This is a genomic window from Ruminococcus sp. J1101004sp1_RTP21198st1_B9_RTP21198_201120 (assembly GCF_040924245.1).
Lineage (GTDB): Bacteria > Bacillota > Clostridia > Lachnospirales > Lachnospiraceae > Blautia_A > Blautia_A faecis.
In genome coordinates, this window is record NZ_JBCOMI010000063.1 from 1 (window position 1) to 5,516 (window position 5,516).

A 5,516-nucleotide genomic window follows, 5' to 3' on the forward strand; every position below is an offset into this window, starting at 1 on the left:
GCCTTGATTACAGCATAGATATGCTTGATCAAGCCAGAAAAAGACTTGGCAGTCATGCACATATCAAATGTATTCAGGGTGATGTGGGGAATCTGCAAATGGAGAATGAATCTGTTGATACCGTTGTCAGTATGAATGGTTTTCATGCATTTCCTGACAAGCAAAAAGCATTTCATGAAATATGGCGTGTTTTGAAACCAGGCGGCAATTTCATTGCCTGTTTTTATATCAGGGGAAAATCGAAACGGACAGATTGGCTGGTAAAAAATATTCTTGCAAAGAAAGGGTGGTTTTCTCCACCGTTTCAGACGGAGAAAGAGCTGAGAGATATCCTTCAAAAACTATATAAAGAAATGGATATCCATGTTGACGGTTCTATGGTATATTTCCGTTGTGTGAAGTAATGCAATGATGCTGGATTTATAATAAAGTTTCAGATAATAAGTCTGGAACTTTATTTTTGTCTAAATGGATTATTGCCGTCCGTTCAGGTCTGGATAATGCTCGATTCTCATGTTAAGATAATAGAAAAGGTCAGATAAAACTAACACAAAGAAATACCACCAGTGGAAGCAGGAAAACGGCTGTCCGGTGGAGAAAAACAGCGCATTTCCATCGCAAGAGCGATTCTAAAAGATGCACCAATTATTATACTGGATGAAGCAACAGCCAGTGTAGACCCGGAAAATGAACATCTGATCCAGGCAGCTATATCGGAACTTACAAAAGAAAAAACCATAGTAACCATTGCACACAGACTGGTGACGATTGAACAGGCAGACCACCGATTTCTTCCAGTTCCAGTGCTTTTTCAATAACCGGTGTGAAATCTTTCTTCTCATCATCAATTTCACCATGAGTATAGATGTTGATTCCTTTTCCCTCTGTCTGTTCACATTGAAAATAAAACATTTTTAATCCTCCGTTTATAGTATTTACCTTTTGTTTCTGCTAAAAGTATAGTATGATAAATACAACTTGTATGTTTGATTTCAAACAGGAGGAACGATTTTGGAAAAATATTTACCTATTCTAAGAAGTAGCCCATTTTTTAAAGGTCTTAATGATAACGAGATATTATCCATATTGCATTGTGTAAATGCAACAGTAATTTCAAAAGAACGGGATTCATCTATTTTCAGAGCAGGAGATTCTACCGAGTTAATGGGGCTTGCGGCGTCAGGCTGTGTTCTTGTTATTCAGGAAGACCTCTGGGGACATCGGAATATTCTGTCGAAATGTCATGCCGGAGATTTTTTTGGAGAACCATATGCAGCAAGACCGGGGGCTGTTTTGAATATCAGTGTGGTAGCTGATGAGGATTGTGAGATTATTTTTCTAAATGTCCAGAGGTTGCTGGTCACTTGTCCAACTGCATGTGAGCATCATCAGAAGTTGATCAGTAACCTGGTCAGTGTTCTGGCAAATAAGATACTGATCCTAAACGATAAGATTACACATGTTGGCAAACGAACAACAAGGGATAAACTATTGTCATATCTGTCGGCAGAATCCATCAGACATTCGTCGTTATCTTTTGATATTCCCTTTGATCGGCAGCAGTTGGCAGATTATCTTTGTATTGATCGTGCAGCAATGTCTACGGAGATATCAAAGTTACAAAAAGAAGGCTTTATAAAAACAAATCGAAATCATTTTGAGTTGATTGCTTGTAATGACACAGATTTACAAACTAACAAATGATGGTATAATTTTATTGTTGAACTGACAGAAAGGGTAGATATGAGAAAAGCAATCGTATATGCATCGGTGCATCATGGAAATACAGAAAAAATAGTAAAAAGCATAGCAGAAGAGTGTCAGGTAGATTTGATTGATGCAGAAAAACAGTCAGATGCAGATCTGAGCAGTTATGATATGATCGGGTTTGCATCAGGAATCTATTTTTCAAAGTTTCATCAGTCGATGTTGAAATTTGCTGAAAAGAATTTACCAGATGACAAAAAGGTCTTCCTGATCTGTACTTATGGTGGAAGTGCGAATTATAAATCCATAGAGCAGATTTTGAACAAAAAACATGCCAGCGTAGAGGGTAAATTTGGATGCAAAGGATACGATACATTTGGTCCGTTCAAACTGGTCGGAGGTATTGCAAAAGGACATCCAGATGATAAAGATATCCAATATGCAGTGGAATTTGTAAAAGACTTATAAACACGTAAAGAAGAGGAGCAGTAAAATGGAGGTTGCAAATCCAATCATTCGTAAAATAGATGATACACCTGAGTCATTAAAAATATTTGAAGAGGATTTATGCTCTTATTCGGATGAAAACGTACAGGAAATAATAACATCGTATCCAACTGTATATATCCATAATTGGAAAGAATCTGATGAGTATGAGGTGTACATAGGAGAATCAAATAATGTGATTCAACGTACAAGACAGCATTATGAGACCGGACTTTATAATGCAAATTCCTGGCAAAACAGAATAACAGGAAAATCTGCGGCCTTGTATATTATCGGTCATGAACATTTTAACAAATCTATGACATTAGATGTTGAAAATCGTTTGATGCATTATATGCTCAGTGTACCTAAGGTAAGAAAAGTTCATAATCTTCGAGGAAATCCACAGAATCATTATTATCCTATGGAGGAATTGGACAGGATTTTTTCAAAAATCTGGAGAGGCCTTCGGAAAGATAATAAAGATCTTTTTCCAACTGAAAGCATGATACATGATTCTGCAATCTTTAAAGCGTCGCCATTACATAAGTTAACAAAGGAACAGTTACAGGCAAGAGATAAAATAATTGAACGTGTGAAAATGGCTTTATCCATAGGTGCTGCAGGTCAATTAATCTTTGTAGAAGGCGAAGCAGGAACTGGAAAAACAGTATTAAACAGCAGCACATTTTATGAAATATGTTGTCTGGCAGAGGAAAATGGTTTGGATGATCTGAGATGTAATCTGATCATTAATCATGATGAACAAATTACGGTATATGAGCAGATCGCTGAAAAATTAGGTTTAACAGATAAATATGGAGAAGTGGTTTCTAAACCAACACGATTTATAAATACACATTCTCCGAATAATCCAGTAGATATAGCTTTTGTTGATGAGGCTCATTTGCTTTGGACACAGGGTAAACAGTCATATCGTGGTGATAATCAGTTGCAGGATATAATTGAACGCGCCAGGGTAACAGTTGTTATGTTTGATGAGAATCAGATTCTAACAACGGAGCAATTTTGGGAGTCACAAATACTTGACAAATACAGAGAAGAAGCCAAGAAGAATAAGAATTATATTGTGCTTAAAAACCAGTTAAGAATGCATGCAGGGAAAGAAATGTTAAACTGGATAGATGGATTTACAAAGAGAAAAGAGATACTTCCCTTGCCGAAACCTACTATTGACTATAGTATTCGAATCTTTTCTTCGCCAGAAAAACTGGATGAAGAAATATGTAAATTAGCAGACAAAGAGGAATCGTCGTTATCTCGTTTGATTGCAACATATGACTGGGAATATAATGCCAAAACCGATCCAACTGAACGTCTGAGTAAATACTGGGAAGTTCTTATCAATGGATGGCATAAGCCATGGAATAGAGAACTGGAATCTGAATTGTCTCCAAAACAAAAACGTTATAATAAGAAACTAGCGTGGGCAGAGCAGAAACAGACAATCGGAGAGGTAGGATCTACATTTACAATTCAAGGTTTTGATCTGAATTATGCAGGTGTAATTCTAGGTCCATCTGTAAAATATAAGGATGGAAGAATTGTCTTTGATCCAGATTCGAGTTGTAATACAAAAGCTGTCAGAAAACGTACCTTGTCAGATGGGACAAAGAAGAAATTTGGTGAAGAGTTGCTCCGGCATGAAGTAAGAGTCCTTATGACAAGAGGAGTCAATGGATTGTTTATTTATGCTTGTGATGAAGAATTGCGAAAAGCATTATTAGCTGCCGTAGAATAGAGAGGTATGAGGAATTGAATAAAGAAACAATAGATAGAATTAGAAAATTTTCAGAAGATAGAGACTGGGATCAGTTTCATGGACCGGCAAATCTTGCAAAATCAATTGTTATTGAAGCAGCAGAGCTTCTTGAGTGCTTTCAGTGGTGTGATGATAATTTCAATCTTCAACATGTGAAGGAAGAATTGGCAGATGTACTTATATATTCTCAAAATCTGTTGGATAAGTTGGGACTGGATGCAGATGAGATCGTAAATATGAAGATGGATCAGAATGAGGCAAAATATCCGGTAGAAAAAGCAAAAGGTAGTGCTGCAAAATATACGGAACTGTAACATCAAAGATAAAACAAGGGTGAATAGCTCAAACTGTAAGCTCACCACCCTTGCATATCATAGAAGAATCTTATTTACAGACTTTTTCTCACAGTCTCCAGATTGGATTTCTTCTCCTTCCAGGTATTTTGATTTTTGGATTCTTTACCATTTATCCAATCGTAAAATTATTTATCACAAGCTTTTTCAAATGGGATTTTGGCTCTATGTTTGATCAGGAGTTCATCGGATTTGCCAATTATAAAGAGGTTTTAACGGATCCATATTTTCACCTGGCATTTTCGAATTCCATTGTGTATACATTGGTAACAGTACCAGCACAAATGATACTTGGACTTCTGATCGCAATGCTCATAAACAATATTAATAAATTTTCCATTAGTTATCGAGTGGCATATTACCTTCCCGTTATTACTTCATGGGTAATTGCATCCTTAGTGTTCAAGTATGTTTTTAACACGGAAGGATTGCTAAACTATTTTCTTACCAAAGTAATACATCTGACCAGTGGAAACATCCATTGGCTGGACAGTCGGTGGGGCGGCATGAGCGTTGCAATGCTTTTGGGAACCTGGAAGGGAATCGGCTGGAATATGGTAGTCTTTTTAGCTGCTTTACAGACTGTTCCAAGGGACTTATATGAGTCTGCAGCATTAGATGGTGCCGGAACCATTGCCAAATTTATCTATGTGACAATTCCTTCCATAAAAGGAACGATCCTGTTTGCACTGGTAATGCTCACCATTGGTGGATTTAATGTGTTTACATCGATTAAAATGATCACAGATGGAAATCCAGGACATAAAACAGAAAGTGTGCTGACCTGGATGTATTATAAGGCATTTAGTACAGGTGATTTTGATTTAAAGAGATCAGATAAACACCATCTGGTTCATCGTGTAATTCCTTGATGTAAGTATTGCCGTTGAGATAGAAGATTCCAATTTCACCATTAGCAAGAGAATCTTTTTTTCTGAATCCATGCAACATCGCCTGTATGATAAAGTGGCTCCATACTGTCACCGGAGATCCGTACGCCAAAGTCCGTCTGCTCAGGAGCAAGATGTCCTACGTCATAGGTTTCTTTTACAGAATCTTCCAGGTAATTTCCAGTACCAGCAGATCCTGCATAGTGATATGAACTGTTTTGTGTGACTTGAAAGTCACTACATTTATTGTCTTACCGTAAGGTGTAAGACCTGCTGTTCCGTCAGTTGAGTCTAATA

The 5,516-nt window shown here is 37.1% G+C and carries 8 protein-coding genes and 1 pseudogene; 7 read left to right on the plus strand and 2 right to left on the minus strand.

Annotated elements, in window-relative coordinates:
• The 7 genes and pseudogenes from AB5618_RS21065 to AB5618_RS21095 all read left to right on the plus strand — a co-directional run.
• The coding region (locus AB5618_RS21065; protein WP_368367043.1) for a class I SAM-dependent methyltransferase at positions 1-404 on the plus strand (404 nt) is incomplete at its 5' end.
• A gap of 165 nt (positions 405-569) precedes the next feature.
• A pseudogene (locus AB5618_RS21070) lies at positions 570-782 on the plus strand (ATP-binding cassette domain-containing protein); the annotation flags it as partial.
• Between the two features lie 229 nt (positions 783-1,011).
• Positions 1,012-1,704 carry a Crp/Fnr family transcriptional regulator gene (locus AB5618_RS21075; protein ID WP_148463782.1) on the plus strand — a complete coding sequence of 231 codons (693 nt, stop codon included), beginning with the start codon at positions 1,012-1,014 and terminating at the stop codon, positions 1,702-1,704.
• A gap of 39 nt (positions 1,705-1,743) precedes the next feature.
• On the plus strand, positions 1,744-2,175 hold the full coding sequence (locus tag AB5618_RS21080; RefSeq protein WP_368367044.1) for a flavodoxin family protein: 432 nt from the start codon (positions 1,744-1,746) through the stop codon (positions 2,173-2,175).
• Positions 2,176-2,200: 25 nt separating this feature from the next.
• The gene (locus AB5618_RS21085) at positions 2,201-3,955 is read left to right on the plus strand and encodes a DNA/RNA helicase domain-containing protein (protein WP_177999040.1); all 1,755 of its coding nucleotides are present in this window, start codon (positions 2,201-2,203) and stop codon (positions 3,953-3,955) included.
• A 14-nt stretch (positions 3,956-3,969) separates the two neighbouring features.
• Positions 3,970-4,290, plus strand: a complete 321-nt coding sequence (locus tag AB5618_RS21090; protein WP_148463785.1) for a nucleotide pyrophosphohydrolase — start codon at positions 3,970-3,972, stop codon at positions 4,288-4,290.
• A 206-nt stretch (positions 4,291-4,496) separates the two neighbouring features.
• The gene (locus AB5618_RS21095) at positions 4,497-5,201 is read left to right on the plus strand and encodes a carbohydrate ABC transporter permease (RefSeq protein ID WP_227199259.1); all 705 of its coding nucleotides are present in this window, start codon (positions 4,497-4,499) and stop codon (positions 5,199-5,201) included.
• Here AB5618_RS21095 and AB5618_RS21100 read toward each other — a convergent pair.
• Both AB5618_RS21100 and AB5618_RS21105 read right to left on the minus strand, forming a co-directional pair.
• Positions 5,134-5,280 carry a S24 family peptidase gene (locus AB5618_RS21100; RefSeq protein ID WP_264474389.1) on the minus strand — a complete coding sequence of 49 codons (147 nt, stop codon included), beginning with the start codon at positions 5,278-5,280 and terminating at the stop codon, positions 5,134-5,136. The two genes, AB5618_RS21095 and AB5618_RS21100, sit on opposite strands and share 68 nt — an antisense overlap.
• Entirely contained in the window at positions 5,243-5,392 is a 150-nt protein-coding gene (locus tag AB5618_RS21105) for a S24/S26 family peptidase (RefSeq protein ID WP_264474390.1), read from the minus strand. Before AB5618_RS21105 ends, AB5618_RS21100 begins: the two co-directional genes overlap by 38 nt.
• Positions 5,393-5,516: the final 124 nt, after the last annotated feature.